The sequence below is a fragment of the Psychrobacter sp. HII-4 genome (assembly GCF_904846595.1).
GTDB lineage: Bacteria > Pseudomonadota > Gammaproteobacteria > Pseudomonadales > Moraxellaceae > Psychrobacter > Psychrobacter celer.
This window is the reverse complement of the sequence record NZ_CAJHBJ010000008.1, coordinates 80,243-100,908: the sequence shown is the minus strand read 5'-3', so window position 1 is coordinate 100,908 and position 20,666 is coordinate 80,243. Positions and strand designations below refer to the sequence as shown.

The window sequence follows — 20,666 nt, the reverse complement described above, 5'->3', positions numbered from 1 at the left end:
TAAAATTGCCCCATACTGCGTTACAAATCTCGCTAAGGCATCTGCATTATCGTCGCTTTGTGCCTTGTCTGGAACAATTTTAGCGATCAGCAGTGCCTATTTGCGAATGTTCAACACGCCCTAAACTCATTGCGGCTGTTTGACAAGATTTAGCGCTATTAGAAAGGCAAAACCTGCCCTTGTTTCACATGAAACATCATAGGGTTTGACCACAAATCATTAACCAAAGGTGTGACATCAGCGGTCAGGCTGCTCATAAACACTTGACAAGGCAGTTTGGCTAACGTGGATAATAATATCTCTATCGCTCTCTCATCTAGCTCGGCGGTGATATCATCAAGTAGTACTACTGGTGTGGCAGTGAGCACTCGTTCGTTTTCATTGGTACTTACTTGTGTCGTGATAGCCGTCTGTAATAATAAAGGCAATTGTGATAAACGTAGCGCAGTGATGAGTAGCTTTTTTTCGCCGCGAGACAAGACGTTTGCCGCTTGCTCTTTTAGCATCGGTAAGGGGTCAGCGACTACCTGCTTGCTGCCCGAGCCAGCAGGTAGCTTGTCAGGTAGCATGGTATCGTTGGTTGCTACGGTGTCATTAGAGCGCCAATGGACATGGATATCAGCGCGATGATTGCCGATACGGGTATAGCCCAACTGCAAGTCTTGCTCTAAGCGCTCACCAAGTTGCACCTCTAGCGCCACATCGGTATCGTAACCTGCATGGTAGCTTAGACTCAGCTGCTCGGCGTAACTCGGCAACAGCTGAGCGATGCTATCGGCAAAGTAAGGCTGCCACTTTGTAAACACGTGCTGACGATAATGGTGAATAAGCGCGGCATGATTGCCAAGCCCTTTATCCCAAGACCTCAGCTCAGCAAGCTGTACGTGCGTTAAATGCTTACTTTTTTTTAATAAACTATTGCGCTGTTTTAGCAGGCGCTGATAGGCTAGCCACTGCGGGTGGAATCCTTGTTTCATGTGAAACACTAGCCAGTCTAACAACTGACGACGACTGGCACTGCCCTGCTCTAGCATGTCCATACTAGAAGGATCGATTAATAGTGTCGGTAGTTGCTCAGTCAAGATGCTTTGATTATAGACGGTGCTTTGATTGAGCCGCAGCAGCGTTGTGGCATCGGCTTGCTTTTGGATCGCCAACGTATTGCCATCGCTCAAGCGCGCATGAACAGTGGCAGTGTGTTGATGATGCTGAATGTAACGTTTAGGCTGATGATGGCGAAAGCTTTTGCCTCTGGACAACAAAAATATGGCTTCAAGCAACGAGGTTTTGCCGCTGCCATTGGCACCAATCAGCACGTTGCAGGCGGCAGTGTGCATATTGACATGCGTAAGATTACGCAAATTTGAGATTTGTAGACGTTCAATCATGATAGCGACAGCCGCCTATTAAAAACGCTTAATTTAGCAGATAAACGTTTGGTAAAGAAAGGTTTGAGAATTAATTTGAGTCGAAAACTTAGAGTTTACTAAGGCATGCTTTTGATCTAAATTGGCAAAAAACAGCCTTAGTAATACTGTTAAAATCACGTACACGTTGTTTTTATAGTTAGCTGAATGTAAAACTGTTATGGATTTAAACGCGCTACTGGTATAAATTTTACTTGCGTGCTGCGTTCCCAGAGGCTGCGCAAAATTCATCCCAGTAGCGCTATGACATTTTTATAGTGTATCGACTATAGTGGGAATAAACTGCGAACACTAAATACGCATTGGCATAATCACATACTGATGAAACTCATCACCTAGCTGATTGACCAACACCGAGGCATTGGATTGACTCATATGCATTTGTACATCGCCTTGGATGACGCCCAATACGTCTTGTAGATACGCAGCATTAAACGACAGCTCCATCGGCTCACCTTGATATTTCGCCTGAATCACCTCGACCGCTTCGTCTTGCTCAGCGTTGTTGGCGCGTACTTCGACCATACCGTCGGTGGCAAAATTAAAGACCACACCGCGAGATTTTTCATTACTCAAAATCGCCACACGGCGCAGTACTTCTGTCATTTTTTCTTGATTAAACAGCGCCAACTTATCCGTATTGCTCGGCATGACTCGGCGGTAATCAGGAAACTTACCATCGATCAGGCGCGCAGTAAAAATCACTACCAGATCATTACTGACCTGCCCTGCACTATCCACCTCACCAAATGGCAAGCTGACTTGCAAAAACTCACGGCCAAAGCTTAGGGTGACAGGATTGTCTTTATCACCCAGCATTTTACCCAGCTCAGAAGCCAAGCGCTCAAGCTCAATGACCGCTTTACGAGGCAAAATAGCTTGCATATTTAGGTCGCTGCTGACATCGATCACACTACGTGCCAATGCCAATCTGTGCCCATCGGTGGCCACCGTGGTCAGCTGCTGCTGAGAGACATCGAACAACATCCCAGTCAAATAGTAACGCACATCTTGGATAGCCATCGCAAACTGAGTCTTGTGAATCAGATCCGTCAGACGGCTACGACTGATGATAAGCGGCGTGATGTTCTCTGGATTGCCTAGGCTTGGATAATCTTCACTTGGCAAGGTGCCCAAAGTGAAGCGGCTTTTGCCGCTGGTCAGCAAACAGCGCTCGTTTTCTTGCGTGGTCAAATTGATCTGAGCTTGAGCTGGCAGCGATTTACAAATATCTTTTAACTTAGTGGCAGGTAACGTGGTCGTCCCTGCGGCAATACAAGCACCGGCAGGCAATTTCAATGTCGATGTCAGCTCGACCTCTAGGTCAGACGCCGTCAAGATCAGCTGCGACTCAGATAGCTGCAACTTAATATTGCCTAAAATGACCATATTGTGGCGCTTATCAGCAGCTTTGGCGATCAAATTAATAGCTTTTAGTAACGACTCTCGATTAATCGATAATTGCATGCTTAGTTACTCTTATTTAAAGGATTCTTTTTTTACAAAAATAAACTACAGTCAGTTCGAAATAAAATCGATACGCTCATATGAACGTGCAACTGGTACAAACTTTCCTTGCTTGCTGTGTTTACGCTGACAGATGCTGGGCAAAATTTATACCAGCTACACTGTATCGCTTTTACAATGAATCGACTATACAAATAGTGGCTTAATCATACCCTGTCTACTGACGATAATCTATAAAGCATACGCCTGCCTAGACATTGATAGAATTAAACTATTTTAAAATAGGTGCTGTCCTACTGGTATTTATTTTTCTGGCGCGCTGTGTCGACGCCGACAGAGGCTGCACAAAATAAATACCAGTAGCATATGACATAAAACATGCCAATGTTATGTCGGGTTGACTATAGTATAAACCATATCATGGCGCTAAAACATAGTAAGACTGAGAGCTGCTAACCTGCTTGTAACATAAGGGCTAGCGTCTTGTAATCCTTATCAAACGCTGGGTCTGCTGCACGCAGCTCATTGACCTTATCACAAGCATGCATCACTGTCGTATGGTCACGGCCGCCAAACGACTGACCAATCTCTGGAAAACTATCACCCGTCAGCTCACGTGACAAGGCCATGGCTATTTGCCTCGGTCTTGCGATACTGCGGGTACGCTTGCGCCCCATGATGTCTTTTACCGTCACATCATAATATTCAGCGACGATTTTGCGGATGTTGTCCATATTGACTGCTTGTACACGCATGGCAACGATATCTTTTAGGGCATATTGCACCATCTCTAGTGTGATTTGCGCGCCAGTTAAGTTGGCATTGGCAAATACTTGGTTTAGTGCGCCCTCTAAACGCCTAACATTAGAGACGACGTTTTGCGCGATAAACAGCGCACACTCTTTAGGCAACGTCATCCCATAAGAAGCCGCTTTTTTCTGCAAAATCTGTACACGTGTATCAATCTCAGGCGGATCAACAGCCACCGTCAGCCCCCAAGAAAAACGCGACCTAAAGCGCTCATCAAACTCTGTCATCTGTGAGGGGTGTCTATCAGACGCCAAAATCAGCTGTTTATCACCACTTGTGAAGTCAGCAAATAACGTCAAAAACTCATTACTACTTTTTGTCTTTCCAGCCAATACATGAATATCATCTACAATCAACAAATCTACTTTTTTTATTTTTTTCTTAAAATCTTCTATTTTATTATTCCTTAATGAATAAACTAATTGATTAATAAATTTTTCGGAAGTGAAATAATAAAAACTTTGATTATTTTTTAAATAGCGATGTGCAACGGAATGCATCAAATGCGTTTTTCCCAACCCAGAAGGCCCGTATATAAATAAAGGATTGTGCCGGTTTTTCGATTGGCGCTTACCAAGCTCATAACAGGCTTTGTAAGCCAGATTGTTAGACTTACCAGTGACAAAGGTCTCAAAGGTAAAGTCAGGGTTGAGATAACTAAGCGATTTTGCATCAGCAGAGCCAATTAATTCTGCCTGACGCGTATTGGTATCGATGTCAGCCTTTGCCATATGATGATGCGCGGTCTGAAAATTTTGGTCAGTAAGGGTAGGGGAGGGGATATCCTCTACAAACAGAGAGCCTGACTGCGCTTGTGGATTATCTTCTACCTGACGACCAGCATTGTCTACACGCACCACCACTTCTTCAATACTGCCTTGGCTGTGCTTAGCTACCAGCTGCTGAATATCTTGTAAATGATTTTTTTTGATGTAAGTTACAAAATAATCATTGGGCGCAAGAATAATTAAACTACTGGCCTCTTGATGCGCTGACAGTGGCCGTAACCACATGGTAAATACGTTGTCCTTGACGCTGTAACGCAAGTCATTTAGGCACTTATCCCAAATAGTGGCTGTATCTATCATGAAACCCATTACCTCGTTAATATCAAATCCCTAGCAAACTGACACCAGAGGCAAGCCTTTCGCTACTACCAGCATCGATATTTTTGCTCGCTTTTGATAATCAAATAAAAAGACAGCCACATGCTGTCTCTTGTCCGCCAAACAAGGTGATAATCTACCACAAATCGCCTGTGGATAACATCCTCTATTTTGGGGATAAGACTGTGGATACTTTTGGGGATAAGTAAAAACACTCGGTTATCCATAATTCATACACAAGTTATCCACAACTTTACCCATAGCACAAACCACTGATATAAAATAGAAATAATAAGTTAACCACAGAAAAAACCGTCCCCAATAACAACAATATCTATATATATTAATAATTAATTATTATGGAGTTGGCAGAAAACTGTGGATAACTAAACGATTTTGATATCCTTGAATACCTGGTTGGATGATAGTTACTACTAGATAAATTATGTTTAAGTGTCTAAATTATTTGAGACGTACAGAGGGCTTTACCGGATTCAACGATAATTTCATAAAGCAAATTAGTTTATTGACCAAAATAATAGGGAATGGTATAATCCTCCGCTATTACGAATTTAGTCCCATTATTTTGATAGGTGAGTTATGAAACGTACATTCCAACCAAGCGTGATCAAGCGTAAACGTACTCACGGTTTCCGTGCACGTATGGCAACTAAAAAAGGCCGTCAGGTCTTAGCCCGTCGCCGCGCTAAAGGACGTCATCGCCTTACTGTATAATCAGTAGATAGCGATAAGCATGGCCATATGTGCTTGTTGTGTTTCTATTAATTATAGATTGCGATAGTCAGTCTTCACAACTAACACATCGTCATATATTAAAAGCGCCTATATCGGCGCTTTTTTTGTCTCTATACTTTGCTTTGATATTTACGCTATTATTCTTGCTACCATCGTAAGCTCTAAAACCAGGTTGATTATGCCCCATACTGCTTTAGTGACCCCCAATGCTCGCTTTACCAAAGCGCAGCGCCTGCTCACGCCTACAGCGTTCAAAGAGGTGTTTGATGCGCCAGAGCGTAAAATTCATCAAAGCCATTTGATGGCGTTTGTACGTACTAACACGCATGGAGGTGCACGCGTAGGTATGGCGATCACCAAGCGTAAAGTACCCACGGCCGTGATGCGCAATCTAATCAAACGCCAAATACGTGAGCAGTTTCGTATCAAGTATTCTAATCTAGAAAACAAAGATATTGTTTTTATAATAAAAAATCCTTTAAAAGATATAGATAATACAGATTTAAAGAATCAAATAAATAATATTTTTAAAAAAATAGAAAAAAAATAAAATGGTGTTTTTTCTAAAAATAATAAATAATTTTTTTTATAATTTTATTTGTTATTTCATTGTTCTTTATCAAAAGATAATAAGCCCTATCATACCGGCGCGTTGTCGTTATTATCCAACGTGCTCTAACTATGGCAAGCAGGCGTTGGCATGGCATGGGGGGTGGTCGGGTAGCTGGCTGCTATTAAAGCGCTTGAGTCGCTGTCACCCTTTGGGCGGACATGGCATTGATTTTGTGCCGTTACCGTTGTCTAGTTATCATTATCAATACTTATCCCCTGCTCGGCATACTGCTCAAGGTTTGTATGTATTTAGAGACACCACAAGCTATGTTTCACGTTTAAATCATCTAATGAGCGTGCTCTGAGCAAACCTGCGCTTGGACTGGCTGAGGATAACGCTTTAGTTACCCACAAGTTATCCACACTCTTGTATCATTTAGAGCGGTTTTTTAGTAAAATGATGAACATTTTATGTGATTGACTACTGATATTGCCGCTTCAAACACGGGTGAATACTGTGCGGTGGTCATGATACATGCCTGATTTTTCATTCCCTAATTTTTCAATCTAGGAAAGATTTATGCAAAAGATATTTCGGGTGATGATCATCATTGCGATGCTAATCACCGCTTATCTGCTGATTTTGGCATGGCGAGATGATTATGCCGATGCGCCAGCTGTAGATACGGTGCCAGAAACTATCACCTCAGTGGGTGCTGACATCCCGTCTACCACTGGTGCAGCAGGTGACATTCCAGTACAGACGATGCCTGTAGATGCGAGCGGCGTCACTGACGCGCCAGTGACAGACACAAGTCTAATCACAGTCACCACAGATCGCTATGATATAAAAATCAACCCAGAAGGCGGTGATATCGTCTATGCTGCGCTCAAACAGTATGATGCAACGCTCGATAGTGATAAGCCTTTTGTGTTATTAGAGAATAATAACAATCGGGTATATGTGGCGCAGTCGGGTCTGATTGGCCAAGATGGTATCGACACCGCAGAAGGTCGCGCGGTTTATAGCCACACTGCCAATAACTATGTGATGGAAGCAGGCCAGCAGACGCTATCGGTACCGCTCACTTACAAAAAAGATGGCGTAACGATCACTAAGACCTTTACCTTTACCCAAGATAAATATCCGATCGATATCAGTTATCAAATCCAAAACGCTTCTAACAATGCGTGGCAAGGGCAAATGTTTGCGCAGCTCAAGCGTGATGACAGCAAAGATCCTGGTATGTCTGATAAAGGCGCGCTCAGCATGGCGACTTATCTAGGCGGTGCTTGGGGTACGCCTGACGACCCTTATAATAAGCTAAAGTTTGGTAAGTTCAACGACGGTGAGCTGACTACTACCAGTGACAAAGGCTGGGTGGGTATCGTGCAGCATTACTTTGTTTCTGCTTGGACGCCTAGCAACTTCACGGGTAAGTTTTTTAGCCGCGAGACAGGTAACGACTACTTTATCGGCTTTAATAGCCAGCCTGTCAATGTCGCGCCAAACAAGCAAGTGACGCTCAATGCAACCTTGTACGCAGGACCAAAGGTGCAGTCTGAGCTTAAAGAAGTCGCCGTAGGGCTCAATCAGACCGTTGATTATGGGTTATTGTGGCCAATATCTAAGATTTTATTTGCGATTCTTGATGGCATTCATAAAGTCATTGGCAACTGGGGTTGGTCCATTATTGTTCTGACGATTTTGGTGAAGATAGCTCTTATGTGGTTTTCGAATAAAAGTTACTATTCGATGGCGAAGATGCGTGCTATCGCCCCAAGACTGCAGGCACTAAAAGAAGAGTACGGCGACGATCGCATGAAAATGTCGCAAGAGATGATGGCAATATATAAAGAAGAAAAAGTCAATCCGATGGCGGGTTGTTTGCCTATCTTGCTGCAAATGCCGATTTTCTTAGCCTTGTACTGGGTATTGGTTGAGAGTGTGGAGCTGCGTCACGCGCCTTGGATTTTGTGGATCCAAGATCTCTCGGCGATGGATCCTTGGTTTATCTTACCATTGTTGATGGGTGCATCGATGTTTGTACAGCAGCAGCTAAACCCGCAGCCAGCTGATCCGATGCAAGCGAAGGTAATGAAGTTTTTACCAATTATCTTTACCGCCTTTATGTTGTTCTTCCCAGCAGGTTTGGTGCTTTATTGGACGGTGAACAACTTGTTTAGTATGACGCAGCAATATATCGTCAACAGAAAAGTTGAAGAAGAACAAAAACGTCGTACCGCTAAGGTACTTGATTAAATCACTTCACATTTTTAGTCCTCATTAAAAACCATCGCAGCGGCGGTGGTTTTTTTATTTGTTAGTATTTTACAATCGCTTTGTCATACACCGGTAAACGCAAGATTTGCTATATTAAGTTTGGCTTTGTCAGTCGCTCTTTAGCCGTCTATAATGGGACTTTTAACTAATGAGAATGATTGTGGATTCTTTTGAGCTGGCGCAAGCCGTACCTGCTACATCTAATACGCCTCATCCATCAGGATTGGCTACGATTGCTGCTATTGCGACGCCGCTTGGGCGCGGCGGTGTCGGCGTGATACGGTTATCAGGTGCGCGTGCATATGATATTGCGTGTCAGCTGACGGGCAAGACAGCATTTACACCGCGCATGGCCAGTTTTTGCCGATTTTATCAAGCGGATGGTACCATCGTCGATGAAGGCTTGGTGCTGTACTTCAAAGGCCCGCACTCGTTTACAGGTGAAGATGTGATCGAGCTGCAAGGGCATGGTGGCATGATTTTGCAAAACCAGCTGCTCGCCCGCGTGTTTGAGTTGGGTGCCAAGCAAGCGGGTGCAGGGGAGTTCTCTTATCGTGCTTTTGATAATGATAAATTGGATCTGGTGCAAGCAGAAGCAATCGCTGATGCCATTGATGCAACCAGTGCCGCTGCTGCCAGTAGTGCCATCCGCTCGCTCAGCGGCGAGTTTTCGCAAAAGATCAATCAGCTATTAGAGCAACTTATTCATTTGCGTTTGCACGTCGAGGCTGCCATCGACTTTCCTGATGAAGAGGACGTTGATTTTTTATCGGATGGCGTGATTCAAGACAAGCTTGAGCAAACACAAGATAAAATCCGGCAAGTGCTGGCAACGGCAAAACAAGGCCAGCTGTTACGCGATGGGATTCATGTGGTGTTGGCAGGACGGCCTAATGCGGGCAAATCAAGCTTGCTTAATCGTTTGGCAGGGCAAGAGCGCGCCATCGTGACCAATGTGGCAGGCACCACGCGAGATACGCTACAAGAGACCGTCGTCCTCAACGGCCTGACCCTTCACCTCACCGACACTGCAGGTCTGCGCGATACCGACGACACTGTCGAGCGCATCGGAATTGAGCGCGCGCGTACCGCAATCACACAAGCCGATATGCTACTGATGGTCTACGATGTCAGCCGCGACCTTGCAGAAGACAGCACACCGCTACAGCTGGCAGAGCAGTTATTTGGTAAGCTCCCAGAGGCCAAAAAACTACTGATTATCGCCAATAAAAGCGACTTACTCACTGATGCCCACGATAAAGCGCAAATGGCGAGCTCACAAAACGAAATCACTCAGCGTGGTTATGAGCAAGTCAATGTTTCATGTGAAACAGGCGCTGGTATCGAGACATTGATCGAGACATTGTGTGCTAAGGTTGGTTTTCATCCACCAGAGAATAGCCTAATCGCCCGTACGCGTCATATAGATGCGCTTAGACGGACAGCTGGGCACTTAACAGAAGCGCATGAGCAGCTGACGGTCTTTCAAGCCGGGGAGCTGGTGGCTGAGAGCCTGCGTCAAGCACAACTAAGCCTCGGTGAGATCACCGGAAAGTTTAGTGCTGATGACTTACTAGGTAAGATATTTGGTAGTTTTTGTATTGGCAAATAATGCTACTGATTGGCTATTTAAGTTCGCGTATCAACTTTTTAAAGTACGTCAGCTATCAAACTCAGCCTCATAAATGACGCTATGTATTGTTAATATCAAAATAAGGAAACGCTATGCACTGCCCTTACTGTAACGCGTCAGATACCAAAGTGATTGACTCGCGTCTGGCGGCAGAGGGTGCGCAGGTGCGTCGCCGCCGCTCTTGCAATAGCTGCCAAGAGCGCTTTACCACCTTTGAGATGGTGGAGGTTGTGATGCCGCGTATCATCAAATCTAGCGGCAAGATTGAGCCCTATGACAACGAAAAGCTGCGCCGCTCTATTTTATTGCCGCTACAAAAGCGCCCCATCACCATTGATGAGCAAGAGGCAATGATTAGCCGAATCGAAAAGCGCGTCAGGCAAATGGGGGAGCGCGAGATTAGTAGTAAGGTGCTGGGCGAGATCATCATGAGTGAGCTAAAGACACTGGACGATGTCGCTTATGTACGCTTTGCCAGTGTCTATCGCGATTTTCAGGATATCGATGCGTTTCATCAAGAGATTGCCAATATTCGCCCCAATGAAAAATAGTCTCTGTCAGTGCCATGGTTGAATGTTCAACACACCCTACATATTCTTTATAAATGAAGCCAATTCTTATGTCGAATTCTAACCATGCACAAGCTACACAAGATCGCTATTTTATGATGCTGGCGATTGAGCAAGCCAAGCAAGGACTATATACCACAAGACCCAATCCGGCGGTAGGCTGCGTGGTTGTTCAGGCAGGAATGGTGGTCGGGCAAGGGTTTCATCCTAAGGCAGGCCAGCCTCATGCAGAGGTGTTTGCCCTCAAAGACGCAGGTGCGCAAGCGGTTGGTGCCACCGCCTATGTGACTTTAGAGCCTTGTAGCCATACAGGACGTACGCCGCCTTGTGCTTTAGGTTTGATAGAGGCAGGCGTACAGCGGGTGGTGATAGCTGGTCTCGATCCCAATCCGCAAGTAGCGGGGCGCGGCGTACAGCTGTTAGAGCAGGCCGGCATTGCAGTCACTGTTGGCGTATTGACAGAGCAAGCAGAAGCATTAAACCATGGGTTTTTAAAGGCGATGCGCACCCAGATGCCCTACGTTCGGCTTAAGATTGCCACCAGTCTCGATGGCCGTACTGCGATGGCGACAGGCGAGTCAAAATGGATTACCTCGGTAGCGGCTCGTGAGGACGTACAAAAGCTTCGCGCCCTAAGTGGCGCCATTATCACTGGCAGTGAGACCATCGTTACTGATGATCCACAGCTCAACGTGCGCTCTACTCAGTTGGGCGTGCCGGCTGAGCAAGTTCCGGCTCCTAAGGTTGTAGTGCTTGATAGACGTCAGCGCTTAGCGCACAACGCGCAATCAGAATACCAACTATGCCGCCGCGCAGATACGCTGTATTGGCGTAAGGACGATTTAGCCGAGCTATTAAGGCATCTGGTCAGTGAGCATCAATGCTATGATGTATTGGTAGAGGCGGGCGCTAGCGTCGCAGGTAGTTTTTTATGCCAACAACTGGTAGACGAGCTGATTGTCTATCAAGCGCCTTGTCTATTGGGTGCAGCGGCGCGGCCGATGGTGAATTTTCATCCGCTGTTTTTATCTGAACAATTACGTTTTAACATGAGCGGCCATGAGCAACTCGGCCCTGATCTTAAGCTGACGTTGTATCCTTTATAGACCATAAGTTATAAACACCTTATCCACAAGCCTTGGATATTAAGGTCAAGATACCTGCTCTATAGATAAAGGGTCAAATAGTTATCTAGATAGTGGCGTTGCCTGAAGGATGCACCTGTTTCACATGAAACTGTGTATAACTCTGTTTCATGTGAAACTAAAGGGCCCTGATTTACTGTTTGTTTTATCAATAAGTAATAAAAATCATATACTTACGTTAATATCATGCTGTTGATAGTGTAATAGTAAAAATGCAAAGGTTTGTGGATAACTCTGTATAAAATAAGGATTTATCGCAGAAGGGCTTGATTTATTGTTACTTATCCACAACTTATCCCCTTACACGCTTAAAAGACAGTGCTTTTAGGGAATATTTGGATAAAAGCAATGCTCATTTATTGTCTATTGATAAGTAGTCATCATTTAGCATTTATCATCTATTGGATACCATTGTAATAATCGTCACTATTACTAAACGCTTATAACAGCAAAAAATTAGGATACGAGGTCTCTATGTTTACTGGAATTATAGAAAGTGTTGGAAAAGTCACGTCCATGCAGCCTACCGGCGGTGACATACGCTTGACGATAGAGTCAAGCGAGCTAGACTTTAGTGATGTCAAATTGGGCGACTCTATTGCCTCAAATGGTATCTGCCTCACTGTGGTAGAGATTGGCGATAAATCTTACTCTGTCGATGTTTCACGTGAAACGATTGCTCGTACTGCATTGGAAACCCTAAAGCCTGGGGATATCGTCAATTTGGAAAAAGCGATGCTACCCACCACGCGCTTTGGTGGTCATATCGTCGCAGGTCATGTCGATGGGGTCGGCCGCGTTAGTAAACTGCAACAAGACGCGCGCTCTATCTATATCGAGATTGAGATCCCAAAAGAGCTGGCGCATTATACTGCGACCAAAGGCTCTATCACTGTCGATGGCATCAGTCTAACCACCAACCTAGTACGTGACAATGTGGTTTGTCTCAATATCATCCCGCATACGGCGCAAGTGACCAATATCGCCAAACACTGGCTGGTCGGCAGTAAGGTAAATATCGAGGTAGATATCGTCGCCCGCTATTTGGAACGTTTGTTAAATAAGTCGCAAGCTGGTGACATAAACGCACCAAGTCCGCAAAGCCAAATCACCGAGGCATTCTTAGCCGATAATGGTTTTATGAAGTAGTGATAAGCTAAAGCGTAGGTATCGTCGATTCTAAATAAAAGAGTCAGGCATTGATTAACCAGCAAAGCTGATAAACGTTTTCTGGCGTGCTGTGCCGTTGCTGACAGAGGATGCAAAAACTCTTATTAGCCTTGCTTTTACTATACGATGCGCACAAAGGCCAGTCAGGTAGCGGGTTAATATTTTGATATTAACCCGCTATTTTTTTTGGATATAGATACAGATATATAGTCAGTTGAAAATAAAACTGTTATATAAATTTAAACGCGCTACTGGTATAAATTTTACTTGCGTGCTGCGTTCCCAAAGGCTGCGCAAAATTCATCCCAGTAGCGCTATGCGCTTTTTAGAGTGCATCGACTATAGTAAGCGGGATTTTAGTGTTTTATCAGATGTTTTAGCACAGCCTCGAGCTTTTTCTTATTGATAGGTTTGGATAAAAACTCGTCCATACCCACTTGTATACAAGCGTCGCGATCCTCGTCTGAGCTGTTCGCGGTTAGGGCGACGATTGCAATATCATCCCCTTGCGCGCGAATCGCTTGCGTGGCTTGTAGCCCGTCCATGACTGGCATACGGCAATCCATCAAAATAAGCGAGATATCCTCCCGCTGCGCCTTTAGCTGCTCAAGCGCTTGTTGGCCGTCTTCTGCTACGATACTGCGATAACCCAGTTTACTTAAGATTTTACAGGCGATTTTTTGATTGGTTGGGCTGTCTTCTACCACCAGTATCAGTGGCTCTACGTCATCCTTGTGTAGGGGAGTGGCCACCGTCATGTCGTTTTTTGGCGTTTGGGTGGTCAAGGTTTGCCGAACAGGTAACGTTAGTCGTGTCAGCTCAGAGAGCAGGAGGGCACTATCTAGGGGTTTTAATAAAAAACCATCGCATTGATCCAGCAGGGCAGAGGGAATACGGCGCTCAGGCTTCATGCTACACAAAATCTTAGGCAGTGATTTTTTAGACAATAAGTCATGTAGTGCTTGGCGTCTATCGTTGCTGGCCAGTATCAGGCGCTCTTTGGTTGCCTGTGTCTTTGATGCAGGGCTCTTTGCTGCGGTCTTCGATTCGTTGATAGAGGTCTCGGCGGACAGTTTGTCGCTTTGCTCTGCCACTGGGTCAGAGAGGTTTATGGCGGTGTGGTCAGTGTAGTATTCATAATCCAATAACAAGATGGGCGCTAGGCTCTGGGCGTCTTTGCCAAGCCGCTCGGCCAAGTGCTCGATGGTGGCACTATCAACATCGGTATAGATCGTCGCTGGAATCGATAAACAGTGGCACAAGCGGCGCAAGTAATCGGCCAGCAAGGTCTGGTTGACCACGGCGATAAGATGAATATGTTGTAAGTGCTGGTGTGGGTGATAAATTGGCTGATAACTTGGCTGCCGACAAGGCAGATAGAGGTTAAAGGTGCTGCCTTTATTGACCGCGCTTTTTAGCTCAATAAAACCGCCAAGCAAACGGGCAAAACTATTGACGTTATTTAAGCCCAAACCCGCTTCGATACCATGGTGATAAGCGAGGTTGTTGTGTTGCTGAAGGGACGGGCTTTGTTTATTAAAATAACTCAATAACTGATGCTGTTTGGCGATATCGATACCTGTGCCTGAGTCTTTGATACTAAAACGTACCCAGTAGTGCGGCTGCTGCGCTTTTACCTGTTCATTGATCGGTAGTAGGCTGCCTTTATTGATTTGAGATACTTGCTCAGGACTGATAGCATCGATCGCCAAGGCGACGTAGCCTGAGGGAGTAAACTTGATCGCATTATGAAGTAGATTTAAGAATATCTGGCGCAGGCGAGTATGATCTGTATCGATCACACGTGGACACTCTGGATCAAAGAAATAAATAAGCTCTAGCCCCTGCTGGCGCGCATCATCTACGGCCGCGTCACCCACTTCTTGTCCAAGCTTATAAATATCGACAGGCGCTATGCTCAGGCGGGTTTTTCGAACCTCTATATCGCCGATATCTAGCATGTTGTCGAGCGTGGTGAGCATATAGTGACTGGTTTTTATCAGTGTCTCAAGCGTGTGGTTTTGCTTATCGGTCAAGGTGCTAGGGTCGATAGGCTCGAGTGTGTCTATCAAAGACTCCAGCGGTAGTCGCAGTTTATGCCCCATGATGGAGCGCAGCTCGCTAAACTCATCGACTTTTTGTTGTAATTGTTGGTTTTTTAGCCGTAGCTGCTCTGTTTGGCTGGCCAGCTCATTGATATTATTGAGCAAAACGGTAAAGCCATGCACCTGTCCATGCTCACCAAACCATGGCGTCACATGCAGCTGATAGGTTTGTTGGTCTTTTATTCCTAGCACCGTTAGCGTACGCGTGACGCGCAGATTAACCAGCCTTTGTAGTAGTTGTTGGGTGGGGTCGTCTTTGCCAGCGACAAAGTCTGTCAGCTGCTCGCTGCCACTGCTGTGCGCAGGTCTGATAAAGACTTGTTCAAAACGCTGGTTAAAAAAACTGATTTGACCGTGGCGCATGATCATTGCCATCGGTAATGGTGCTTGCTCAATCAGGCGCTCAAGACGGTGCTTGAGGGTTTTGATGCGGCGATAGTCGTTGTGTAGCTGATAATTGATACGGCCGAGCGCATGACCTAAGCGTAAAAACTCCCCAGTCGATTGGCTTTCTAAAAATGGCGGTGGGGTATAGGCTTCTTTTGCATTATCACTCAAATTATCCGTATAACGTAATAGCTGCTCCCAGTTGGTGCGGCGCTTGAGCATGTATAGCAGTGCAGTGATAAACAACGCAGTGGCTGCCATCAGTGGCAACCAGTATTTATAAGAGGTCCAGTCGATATCAAGCGGCTTATGACGCAATATCATATATATCCGTTGGCCACTATCTAGCTCAATGGTGCCCGCCAGATTGCGCGCATTGAGCGTATAAGCGCCATTATTCTGAGCAGAGGCTGTGACAGTCGGGAACGTCACTGTCGAAAACGCAGGCTCGTTCGGACGGGTATCACGATGAATGTATGTCTGTCCGGAGGGCAGCATAAAGATAAGCTGATAGCTGATGCCGTTAAGTGCCGGATGCGCCAAAACTCCCTTTAGCTCATCGTTTCGTAGCACAGCATGCTCAGTGAGCTCGTGTTGTAAGGTAAAAAAAGTATCGACGCTGTGCTGCTGTTGATACTGCCTCATACCATCAAACAACATAACATAATACAGTACTAGCATCACCAGCAACGTTAGGACATAAAATAACAATAAGCGCTGTAAGGACTGAAACTGTTGCATGAAAGCGAGGTCCTATATCGTCACTTAGCAGGATAAATGTGGCATGACAACTACCATGATAAAGCAGTCAATGTCTTTAATATAACCAATGACGGTTATCTATAGCAAAACAATCGCTATTTTATTGTCTATAGCGCCTATTATAAAGCGAAAAGACCTCGTAAGTAACGCTGAGTAGGCGAGGTTACAATCATGGCACAATACGCCAAACTCACCTATAATGAAGCACCGAACCCTATATAATGCATGATTATGACGACAATTGCTCCTGCTTCTAAGTTATCCTCCTCATCTAGCCTTGCCGACACGACTTCTAGCACGCCATTACGTGTGGTGTTTGCTGGGACGCCTGAGTTTGCGGCGGTCAGCCTCGAGTCGCTCATTGCCCAGCAACAAGCACTCAACATAGAGATTGTGGCGGTTTATACCCAGCCTGATCGCAAAGCGGGCCGCGGGCAAAAACTGGCTGCCTCAGCGGTCAAGCAAGTGGCGCTCGCCCATGATATCGTGGTAGAGCAGCCACCGACCTTTAAAAAATCGAGCACCGAAGGCATGGCAGCCCGCCAGATGCTGCGTAGCTATCAGCCCGATGTGATGATTGTTGCCGCTTATGGGCTGATACTACCTGCGGGCGTACTGACGATACCTACTTATGGCTGTCTTAACATTCATGCTTCGCTACTGCCGCGCTGGCGTGGTGCAGCGCCCATCCATCGTGCACTCTTGGCAGGCGATAGTGAGACTGGCATTACCATTATGCAGATGGATCAGGGACTAGACACCGGTGATATGCTCTACAAAGTCAGTGCGCCTATCACCGCTGATGACACGGCAGCCAGCCTACACGACAAAATGGCAACATTGGGTGCGGACGCCATCGGTACTGTGTTAAAAGATTTGGCGCATTACCAAGCCCAAGCCGCCGCGCAAGATGACAGTCAAGCCAATTACGCCGAAAAGCTTGTCAAAACCGAAGGCGAGATTGACTGGGCGCAATCGGCGACGATGATTGAGCGTCAAATTCGTGGTCTGACACCGTGGCCAGGCGCTTATACTTTTTTCAATGGTCAGCGTGTGAAGATTTTGGCCAGCCTACCTGTCAACCCCTCGCAGCAAACCGAATTGCCCGCTGGTACCATCATCAGTGTTGGACGCAAAGCGATATTGGTCGCTTGTGGCAAAGACGATAGCTTGGCGGCCGGTCATACTGAGCAGGCGAGTGGGACATTGGCCATTACTCATCTGCAGTTTGCAGGTGGCAAGCCGATGACAGCAGAGCAAGTCTGCCATGGCAACCAATTAAATGATGGCGACCAGTTCACCAAAGAATCAAACTAATTCAATTAAGCTTAATGTACTTTAGTTATAAGTTATCTAACCTTTATCAGACGCTATCGCGCATACGTCAAGGAACAGCAACTCAATGAGACATCCCAGCCCTGCGTCTAAAAACCATAAACCCTCAAGCAACCTGATTATGAATGGCAGTGTCCGCGTACGAGTCATACGTACCTTGTTGGCCATTCAAAATGGGCAGTCGTTGGCAAGCGTTCTTGACCCTTTGCTCAACAGCTTGCACGATGGTGATAAAGGGTTTGCCCATGCGCTACTTTTGACGACCTTACGCCAGTGGCATGCACTGGCGCGGCTGCTGGATAGTTTGGCGGACAACCCTATCGATGAAGTCGAGGTTCGTACCACCATTCAGGTCGGTCTGGTGCAGCTACTGTATCTAGAAGTCGCTGACCACGCCGCGATACACGAAACGGTGGAGGCAGCAAAAGAGGTCGGCTTTGCTCATGCGACTGGTCTTATCAATGCCATCCTGCGCAAGGTCGCCAAAAACCCCAATAAGTTTCGCAAAAAATGCAATAAAAACCACAGCCTGCCCAACTGGCTTGCTTATCAGCTCAAGCAAGACTGGAGCGATCAGTATGATGCGCTGACACAAGGACTGCGGCAGTCAGCCCCGATGTTTTTACGAGTAAACGCGGCGGCCACCTCAGTTACAGAGTATCAAGAAGCGCTAAACGGGGCAGAGATTGAGACAGAGCCGACCGAGATGACCACAGGTTTTTGTTTACCCAGTGCCTCTGACGCTGCGCCCGTTACCCTAGCGACTACAGGTCTGCGGCTACGCCAAAGCACTGCTGTCAGCGCCTTGCCTGACTTCGCTGACGGCATCGTGAGTGTACAGGACATGCACGCGCAGCTTGCGGCACCGATTATCTATCGTGCTTTGATTAGTAGGGTGAGCGCTGATAAGTCTCAGGCGGGCTTGGATAATAATGAGCTGCATATCTTAGATGCTTGCGCGGCACCTGGGGGCAAACTGGCGCATTGGCTAGAATTATTGAGCTCTGAAGATGCGTCAGTCTTGTTTCACGTGAAACAAGACGATACAGCGGCGACATCAGTGCCTACGGGCATTAAGCTCACCGCTATCGATAACGAAGCATCGCGCATCGAGCGTATTTATGACAACCTAAAGCGCCTTAACTTTACCCAGACAGACTTGGCACAAAGTAGCAGTGGTATTGCCCTAAATATCGTCTGCGCCGATGCAACCCGCTGGCGCACTGGTGCGTCTAAAAAGCAAGATTCTGCTAAAAACAGCGGCGTATTTGATGCTATATTACTGGATTCGCCTTGTACGGCGACCGGCGTGATTCGTCGTCATCCAGATATCAGCCTCTTGCGTACCGAAGAGGACGTTGAGCAGACTGCGTTATTGCAAGCAGAGATTTTGCAAAACCTATGGCCACAGCTCAAAGTCGGCGGTTACTTGTTATATGTGACTTGCTCTATTTTAAAGCAAGAAAACGTCCTGCAAATGCAAGACTTTGTCAGTCGTCATGACGATGCGGCGGCGGTTGCGTTTACCGAGGCGTGTAGTTGGGGTATCGAACAAGCGATCGGGCGTCAGTGCTTGCCGATAGATCGCGATGGTGGCGATGGTTTTTATTATGCGCTGCTACAGAAGACAATGGCATAAAACTGCTAAATAAACCGTTTTAAATATTGAAAAAAATCATTGTAGACAGGACAATCTCATGAAATATATCAGTACCCGTGGTCAGACAGCACCGATGGATTTTAGTGATGTGCTTTTGATGGGGCTTGCGCCAGATGGCGGTTTGATGCTGCCTGAACAGTATCCGAGCATTGATAGCGCTACCCTTGATGAGTGGCGTACGCTGAGCTATCCGCAGCTTGCCATGGCGATTATGCAGCGCTTTGCCACGGATATCCCAGCGGCTGATTTGCAAGATATCATCGAGCGTACTTATACCGCTGACGTATTTGGTTCTGATGAGATTGTCCCTGTCCGCAAACTTGAAGACGACCTGTATATTTTGGGATTGTCCAACGGTCCGACGCTGGCATTTAAAGACGTGGCTATGCAGTTTTTGGGCAATGCCTTTGAATACGTGCTGAAAAAGAAAGGCGCGCGGATTACCATCATTGGTGCCACCAGTGGTGATACGGGTAGTGCGGCGGAGTATGCGCTACGCGGCAAAGAAAATATCGAAGTCTTTATGCTGTCACCGCATGGCAAGATGAGTGAGTTTCAGCGTGCGCAGATGTATAGTTTGACTGATGACAATATCCATAATATCGCCATCGACGGTATGTTTGATGACTGTCAAGATATCGTCAAAGCGCTGCAACAGGACGCGGCATTCAAAGCCGATTATAATCTCGGTACGGTGAACTCGATCAACTGGGGCCGTATCCTTGCGCAAATCGTTTATTACTTTAAGGCCTATTTTGCCGTCACCACAAGCAATGACGAAAAAGTCAGCTTTAGCGTACCATCGGGCAATTTTGGCAATATTTGCGCCGGTCACATTGCTCGTGAGATGGGGCTGCCAGTCGATCGCCTTATCGTCGCCACCAACGAAAACGATGTGCTCAATGATTTCTTTAATCAAGGTGCCTATCAGCCGCGCCCAGCTGAGCAGACTTACGTGACCTCTAGCCCATCGATGGATATCTCAAAAGCCTCTAACTTTGAGCGTTTTGTCTATTTGCTGCTCGACAAAGACAGCGCGCGCGTCCATGCGTTGTTTGAAGGCGTAAAATCCGGCCAGGGGTTTGATTTGTCTGATTTGATGGAAGCAGTTAGCACACGTTATGGTTTTGCTGCTGGCAAGTCCACCCATAGCGACCGCTTACAAACCATCAAGGCGCTTTATGAGCAGCATGGTGAGTTGGTTGATCCGCATACTGCCGATGGGATTAAAGTCGCTAAAGAATTACAACGCGCAGGCGAAGTGATTGTATGTGCCGAGACTGCTTTGCCTGTAAAGTTTGCCGATACCATTGTTGAGGCTGTTGGGCAAATTCAGATTGCTCGTCCAGCGCATACCGAGGGGCTAGAGGACTTGCCGCAGCATGTCGTGGTATTAGACAATGACGCTGAGCTGGTCGCTGAACAAATTCGTCAACATGTAACGGCAAGCCCAGCGTAATTAATAGAGGTATTTAACGCTCATTGTAAAAAGTAAATC

15 protein-coding genes are annotated in these 20,666 nt (G+C 46.3%); 11 read left to right on the top strand and 4 right to left on the bottom strand.

Features of this window, described 5'->3' with window-relative positions; genetic code table 11:
* Window positions 1-158: 158 nt before the first annotated feature.
* From recF to dnaA, 3 genes are all read right to left on the bottom strand, one after another.
* Window positions 159-1,388 carry a DNA replication/repair protein RecF gene (gene recF, locus JMX98_RS06355; RefSeq protein ID WP_201585365.1) on the bottom strand — a complete coding sequence of 410 codons (1,230 nt, stop codon included), beginning with the start codon at window positions 1,386-1,388 and terminating at the stop codon, window positions 159-161.
* Window positions 1,389-1,718: 330 nt separating this feature from the next.
* The gene (gene dnaN, locus JMX98_RS06350; protein ID WP_201585363.1) at window positions 1,719-2,894 is read right to left on the bottom strand and encodes a DNA polymerase III subunit beta; all 1,176 of its coding nucleotides are present in this window, start codon (window positions 2,892-2,894) and stop codon (window positions 1,719-1,721) included.
* A 452-nt stretch (window positions 2,895-3,346) separates the two neighbouring features.
* Window positions 3,347-4,792, bottom strand: a complete 1,446-nt coding sequence (gene dnaA, locus JMX98_RS06345; protein WP_201585361.1) for a chromosomal replication initiator protein DnaA — start codon at window positions 4,790-4,792, stop codon at window positions 3,347-3,349.
* A gap of 618 nt (window positions 4,793-5,410) precedes the next feature.
* On the opposite strand from dnaA, the gene rpmH reads away from it, so the two are divergent.
* The 8 genes from rpmH (at window position 5,411) to JMX98_RS06305 (ending at window position 12,898) form a co-directional block, all read left to right on the top strand.
* Window positions 5,411-5,545, top strand: coding sequence for a 50S ribosomal protein L34 (gene rpmH, locus JMX98_RS06340; RefSeq protein ID WP_007394757.1), 135 nt, complete (start codon window positions 5,411-5,413; stop codon window positions 5,543-5,545).
* Window positions 5,546-5,744: 199 nt separating this feature from the next.
* Window positions 5,745-6,116 (top strand): ribonuclease P protein component, encoded by a 372-nt coding sequence (rnpA, locus tag JMX98_RS06335; RefSeq protein ID WP_201585359.1) that lies wholly within the window; start codon window positions 5,745-5,747, stop codon window positions 6,114-6,116.
* 1 nt (window position 6,117) lies between these two features.
* A complete protein-coding gene (gene yidD / locus JMX98_RS06330; RefSeq protein ID WP_201585357.1) occupies window positions 6,118-6,483 on the top strand; it encodes a membrane protein insertion efficiency factor YidD in 366 nt (121 codons plus the stop codon).
* A gap of 215 nt (window positions 6,484-6,698) precedes the next feature.
* The gene (yidC, locus tag JMX98_RS06325) at window positions 6,699-8,381 is read left to right on the top strand and encodes a membrane protein insertase YidC (RefSeq protein WP_201585355.1); all 1,683 of its coding nucleotides are present in this window, start codon (window positions 6,699-6,701) and stop codon (window positions 8,379-8,381) included.
* A gap of 175 nt (window positions 8,382-8,556) precedes the next feature.
* Complete coding sequence (gene mnmE, locus JMX98_RS06320) at window positions 8,557-10,014, top strand: tRNA uridine-5-carboxymethylaminomethyl(34) synthesis GTPase MnmE (protein ID WP_413786523.1); 1,458 nt, start codon at window positions 8,557-8,559, stop codon at window positions 10,012-10,014.
* Window positions 10,015-10,127: 113 nt separating this feature from the next.
* Window positions 10,128-10,586 (top strand): transcriptional regulator NrdR, encoded by a 459-nt coding sequence (gene nrdR, locus JMX98_RS06315; RefSeq protein WP_058369796.1) that lies wholly within the window; start codon window positions 10,128-10,130, stop codon window positions 10,584-10,586.
* A gap of 68 nt (window positions 10,587-10,654) precedes the next feature.
* Complete coding sequence (ribD, locus tag JMX98_RS06310) at window positions 10,655-11,710, top strand: bifunctional diaminohydroxyphosphoribosylaminopyrimidine deaminase/5-amino-6-(5-phosphoribosylamino)uracil reductase RibD (RefSeq protein ID WP_201585353.1); 1,056 nt, start codon at window positions 10,655-10,657, stop codon at window positions 11,708-11,710.
* Between the two features lie 513 nt (window positions 11,711-12,223).
* Window positions 12,224-12,898, top strand: coding sequence for a riboflavin synthase (locus tag JMX98_RS06305; protein WP_105244450.1), 675 nt, complete (start codon window positions 12,224-12,226; stop codon window positions 12,896-12,898).
* Window positions 12,899-13,275: 377 nt separating this feature from the next.
* Here JMX98_RS06305 and JMX98_RS06300 read toward each other — a convergent pair whose 3' ends face one another.
* Window positions 13,276-16,152 (bottom strand): response regulator, encoded by a 2,877-nt coding sequence (locus JMX98_RS06300; RefSeq protein WP_201585351.1) that lies wholly within the window; start codon window positions 16,150-16,152, stop codon window positions 13,276-13,278.
* Window positions 16,153-16,404: 252 nt separating this feature from the next.
* Here JMX98_RS06300 and fmt point away from each other — a divergent pair, with 252 nt between their 5' ends.
* The 3 genes from fmt (at window position 16,405) to thrC (ending at window position 20,627) form a co-directional block, all read left to right on the top strand.
* The gene (gene fmt, locus JMX98_RS06295; RefSeq protein ID WP_201585349.1) at window positions 16,405-17,490 is read left to right on the top strand and encodes a methionyl-tRNA formyltransferase; all 1,086 of its coding nucleotides are present in this window, start codon (window positions 16,405-16,407) and stop codon (window positions 17,488-17,490) included.
* A gap of 85 nt (window positions 17,491-17,575) precedes the next feature.
* On the top strand, window positions 17,576-19,147 hold the full coding sequence (locus tag JMX98_RS06290; protein WP_201585347.1) for a transcription antitermination factor NusB: 1,572 nt from the start codon (window positions 17,576-17,578) through the stop codon (window positions 19,145-19,147).
* A 58-nt stretch (window positions 19,148-19,205) separates the two neighbouring features.
* Window positions 19,206-20,627, top strand: a complete 1,422-nt coding sequence (gene thrC, locus JMX98_RS06285; RefSeq protein ID WP_201585345.1) for a threonine synthase — start codon at window positions 19,206-19,208, stop codon at window positions 20,625-20,627.
* The last annotated feature ends 39 nt before the right edge of the window (window positions 20,628-20,666 follow it).

Excerpts from the sequence above, each read along its gene's own strand:
- recF (WP_201585365.1), bottom strand. The coding sequence starts at position 1,388 with ATGATTGAACGTCTACAAATCTCAAATTTGCGTAATCTTACGCATGTC.
- dnaN (WP_201585363.1), bottom strand. The coding sequence starts at position 2,894 with ATGCAATTATCGATTAATCGAGAGTCGTTACTAAAAGCTATTAATTTG.
- dnaA (WP_201585361.1), bottom strand. The coding sequence starts at position 4,792 with ATGATAGATACAGCCACTATTTGGGATAAGTGCCTAAATGACTTGCGT.
- rpmH (WP_007394757.1), top strand. The coding sequence starts at position 5,411 with ATGAAACGTACATTCCAACCAAGCGTGATCAAGCGTAAACGTACTCAC.
- rnpA (WP_201585359.1), top strand. The coding sequence starts at position 5,745 with ATGCCCCATACTGCTTTAGTGACCCCCAATGCTCGCTTTACCAAAGCG.
- yidD (WP_201585357.1), top strand. The coding sequence starts at position 6,118 with ATGGTGTTTTTTCTAAAAATAATAAATAATTTTTTTTATAATTTTATT.
- yidC (WP_201585355.1), top strand. The coding sequence starts at position 6,699 with ATGCAAAAGATATTTCGGGTGATGATCATCATTGCGATGCTAATCACC.
- mnmE (WP_413786523.1), top strand. The coding sequence starts at position 8,557 with ATGATTGTGGATTCTTTTGAGCTGGCGCAAGCCGTACCTGCTACATCT.
- nrdR (WP_058369796.1), top strand. The coding sequence starts at position 10,128 with ATGCACTGCCCTTACTGTAACGCGTCAGATACCAAAGTGATTGACTCG.
- ribD (WP_201585353.1), top strand. The coding sequence starts at position 10,655 with ATGTCGAATTCTAACCATGCACAAGCTACACAAGATCGCTATTTTATG.
- JMX98_RS06305 (WP_105244450.1), top strand. The coding sequence starts at position 12,224 with ATGTTTACTGGAATTATAGAAAGTGTTGGAAAAGTCACGTCCATGCAG.
- JMX98_RS06300 (WP_201585351.1), bottom strand. The coding sequence starts at position 16,152 with ATGCAACAGTTTCAGTCCTTACAGCGCTTATTGTTATTTTATGTCCTA.
- fmt (WP_201585349.1), top strand. The coding sequence starts at position 16,405 with ATGACGACAATTGCTCCTGCTTCTAAGTTATCCTCCTCATCTAGCCTT.
- JMX98_RS06290 (WP_201585347.1), top strand. The coding sequence starts at position 17,576 with ATGAGACATCCCAGCCCTGCGTCTAAAAACCATAAACCCTCAAGCAAC.
- thrC (WP_201585345.1), top strand. The coding sequence starts at position 19,206 with ATGAAATATATCAGTACCCGTGGTCAGACAGCACCGATGGATTTTAGT.